This window comes from Acetomicrobium sp. S15 = DSM 107314 (assembly GCF_016125955.1).
Taxonomy (GTDB): domain Bacteria; phylum Synergistota; class Synergistia; order Synergistales; family Thermosynergistaceae; genus Thermosynergistes; species Thermosynergistes pyruvativorans.
Window position 1 is genome coordinate 1 of the sequence record NZ_JADEVE010000208.1, and the last position, 328, is coordinate 328.

Consider the following 328-nt stretch of genomic DNA (forward strand, 5'->3'; position numbering starts at 1 on the left):
ATTCCGGACAACGCTCGCCCCCTACGTGTTACCGCGGCTGCTGGCACGTAGTTTGCCGGGGCTTCCTCGTAAGGTACCGTCACTGTCTTCTTCCCTTACAACAGGAGTTTACACCCCGAAGGGCTCCTTCCTCCACGCGGGGCAAATACAGGGTTTCTTCGATATCCCGGTTGACCATCTTACGGCCATTCCTCTTATGGCTTCTTACTGCCACAAAGCGCTCTCCCACGAGAAGGGGAGGAAAGGCATCGCGCCACGCCACATGCCACTGGCGGTTTTCCACCTTTCCCATATCGACTATGGCCATACTCGGCTCTTTCGATATGGC

At 56.4% G+C, this 328-nt stretch carries 1 rRNA gene; it reads right to left on the reverse strand.

Annotated elements, in window-relative coordinates:
* Positions 1-328: ribosomal RNA gene (locus EZM41_RS05815) — 16S ribosomal RNA — on the reverse strand; the annotation flags it as partial.